Source organism: Chryseobacterium sp. BGARF1, assembly GCF_001677955.1.
GTDB lineage: Bacteria > Bacteroidota > Bacteroidia > Flavobacteriales > Weeksellaceae > Chryseobacterium.
The window spans coordinates 1-1,992 of sequence record NZ_LELA01000157.1 but is presented as its reverse complement, the minus strand read 5'-3'; the positions used below and the strand labels follow the sequence as shown (position 1 = coordinate 1,992).

Annotated in this window: 2 protein-coding genes, 3 tRNA genes and 1 pseudogene; 3 read left to right on the top strand and 3 right to left on the bottom strand. The window is 36.0% G+C overall.

Annotated features, from left to right (window positions below):
• Positions 1–81: 81 nt before the first annotated feature.
• The 3 genes and pseudogenes from AB671_RS22860 to AB671_RS21105 all read right to left on the bottom strand — a co-directional run.
• A pseudogene (locus AB671_RS22860) lies at positions 82–204 on the bottom strand (multidrug DMT transporter permease); the annotation flags it as partial.
• Positions 191–844 (bottom strand): leucyl/phenylalanyl-tRNA--protein transferase, encoded by a 654-nt coding sequence (aat, locus tag AB671_RS21110; RefSeq protein ID WP_066676756.1) that lies wholly within the window; start codon positions 842–844, stop codon positions 191–193. The pseudogene AB671_RS22860 and the gene aat, both read right to left, overlap by 14 nt.
• A 60-nt stretch (positions 845–904) precedes the next feature.
• On the bottom strand, positions 905–1,282 hold the full coding sequence (locus tag AB671_RS21105; RefSeq protein ID WP_066676759.1) for a DUF3127 domain-containing protein: 378 nt from the start codon (positions 1,280–1,282) through the stop codon (positions 905–907).
• 173 nt (positions 1,283–1,455) lie between these two features.
• Between AB671_RS21105 and AB671_RS21100 the strand changes: the two genes are divergently transcribed.
• From AB671_RS21100 to AB671_RS21090, 3 genes are all read left to right on the top strand, one after another.
• A tRNA-Leu gene (locus AB671_RS21100) sits at positions 1,456–1,537 on the top strand.
• A 10-nt stretch (positions 1,538–1,547) separates the two neighbouring features.
• Positions 1,548–1,620: transfer RNA gene (locus AB671_RS21095), tRNA-Gly, on the top strand.
• Positions 1,621–1,628: 8 nt separating this feature from the next.
• A tRNA-Leu gene (locus tag AB671_RS21090) sits at positions 1,629–1,710 on the top strand.
• The last annotated feature ends 282 nt before the right edge of the window (positions 1,711–1,992 follow it).

The following is a 1,992-nucleotide window of genomic DNA, read 5'->3' as shown; positions in this document are numbered from 1 at the left end:
TATGAACTTCTAATGGAAAGTTCTGAAAACATGGTCAAATTATCTGCCATAAAATTATTACTCAATAAAATTTAAACAGCCTCTTAAAGCTCCCACCTGATATGGGCTAAAATGTTCTAAGGATTTTTTAATTAAAATAAATGAAGAGCCCCAGATAACACTTAGTATAATCAGAAGAAGCCATTTTTCTTTATCTGCGTTCATTGTTTTGGTGTAAAATTTTCAAAAAATCTTTTTTAGGAATCATTCTCGCACCCAAACTTTCCAAATGGTCGGTGTGAGATTGGCAATCAATTAGCTCAAAATCATTTTTATGGGTTTCTACGAAATGAATAAACCCCGCTTTGGAAGCGTTACTCACCTTTGCAAACATACTTTCACCACAAAAAACTTTTCCGATCTGTATCCCATAAAGTCCACCAACGAGTTCATTATTTTGCCAGACTTCTACACTTCGGGCAAGCCCATAACGGTGAAGCGTGTTAAAAGTTTCCATCAGTTCATCAGAAAGCCAGGTTCCTTCCTGTCCTTTACGATTGATTTCCCGACAGTTTTTTATCACTTCTTGGAAGTTTTGGTTTTCAGTAATAGTAAAAACTTTTTTATCTAAAATTTTTCTCATCGACTTTGAAACCTTCAACTCCTCAGGAAAAAGCACAAATCTAGGGTCGGGACACCACCAAAGAATTTCCTCGCCTGGGTTAAACCAAGGAAAAATTCCGTTTTGATAAGCAAACCAAACTCTTTCTACAGATAAATCGCCGCCGAAAGCAATGATGCCTTCGTGACCGTCATAGTGTGCGGGGTCTGGAAATGATATTGCGTTTTCGTCTAATCGTACCATTATGATGAAAAAAAATCCCACTTTTCAAAAAGCGGGATTAGTATTTGATTTTATTTCTTATTAAAAAGGTAAATCGTCGTCATCGTCACTTGCAAAAGGGTTGTCATTTGAAACCGGAGCTGCAGAGTGAGACGGAGAAGCTTGTGTAGGTTCTGAGCCATTATCTAAAACTTTTTCTACTCTCCATCCTGTAATAGAGTTGAAATATTTAGTTTCTCCTTGTGGTGAAACCCATTCTCTACCTCTGATGTTGATTCCTACTTTCACATTTTCTCCTTCTTTCAATGTGTCCAACAAATTTATTTTATCTTGTAAAAATTCGATGTTGATGGGCTGCGGATACTGCTCTTGTGTAAGAATAACCATTTCTCTTTTTTGAAAACCACTTGCAAATGTTTGAACCTCAGTGATTTTCTTTACCGTTCCTTGTAATTCCATATCGTAAATATTAACGGTGTAAAAGTAATAAAATGAAATTTAAAAAGAAGGGTTTCAAATAAATTTCACAAAAATTTAATTTTTTTTCAAAAAAGGTTTGGAGGTAAAGAAAAATGTCCTATATTTGCACTCAGAAAAACGAAACAAGTTCTTTAAAATAACTCAATAATAATGCGGATGTGGTGTAATTGGTAGCCATGCCAGACTTAGGATCTGGTGCCGTGAGGCGTGGGGGTTCGAGTCCCTTCATCCGCACTACTTTATTGCGAAAATAGCTCAGCTGGTAGAGCACAACCTTGCCAAGGTTGGGGTCGCGGGTTCGAGTCCCGTTTTTCGCTCACATCACGCCCTGGTGGTGGAATTGGTAGACACGCAGGACTTAAAATCCTGTGCCTTCGGGTGTACGGGTTCAAGTCCCGTCTGGGGTACATAGAAAGACTGTTAATCATTGATTAACAGTCTTTTTTGTTTTATAAACTTTCCATATTTTAAAAAATTCAATACTAAAATAAACTCATCAATATGGTGAGAAAAATTATAAGATTATTATATAGATTGTTTGCATTCATGTATACATACATTTCTCTTGTATAAAAGTAATTATTTTATTGTAAAATAAAACGGCTCAGTCTCAAAAGTTGGGGACTAAGCAAAAAGTTTTGATAATCTGAATAGAAAAAAAGATTTATCTCGTACGCCTCTGAGTTGCA

Coding starts and splice junctions, on each gene's coding strand:
- AB671_RS21105 (WP_066676759.1), bottom strand. CDS start 1,282: ATGGAATTACAAGGAACGGTAAAGAAAATCACTGAGGTTCAAACATTT.
- aat (WP_066676756.1), bottom strand. CDS start 844: ATGGTACGATTAGACGAAAACGCAATATCATTTCCAGACCCCGCACAC.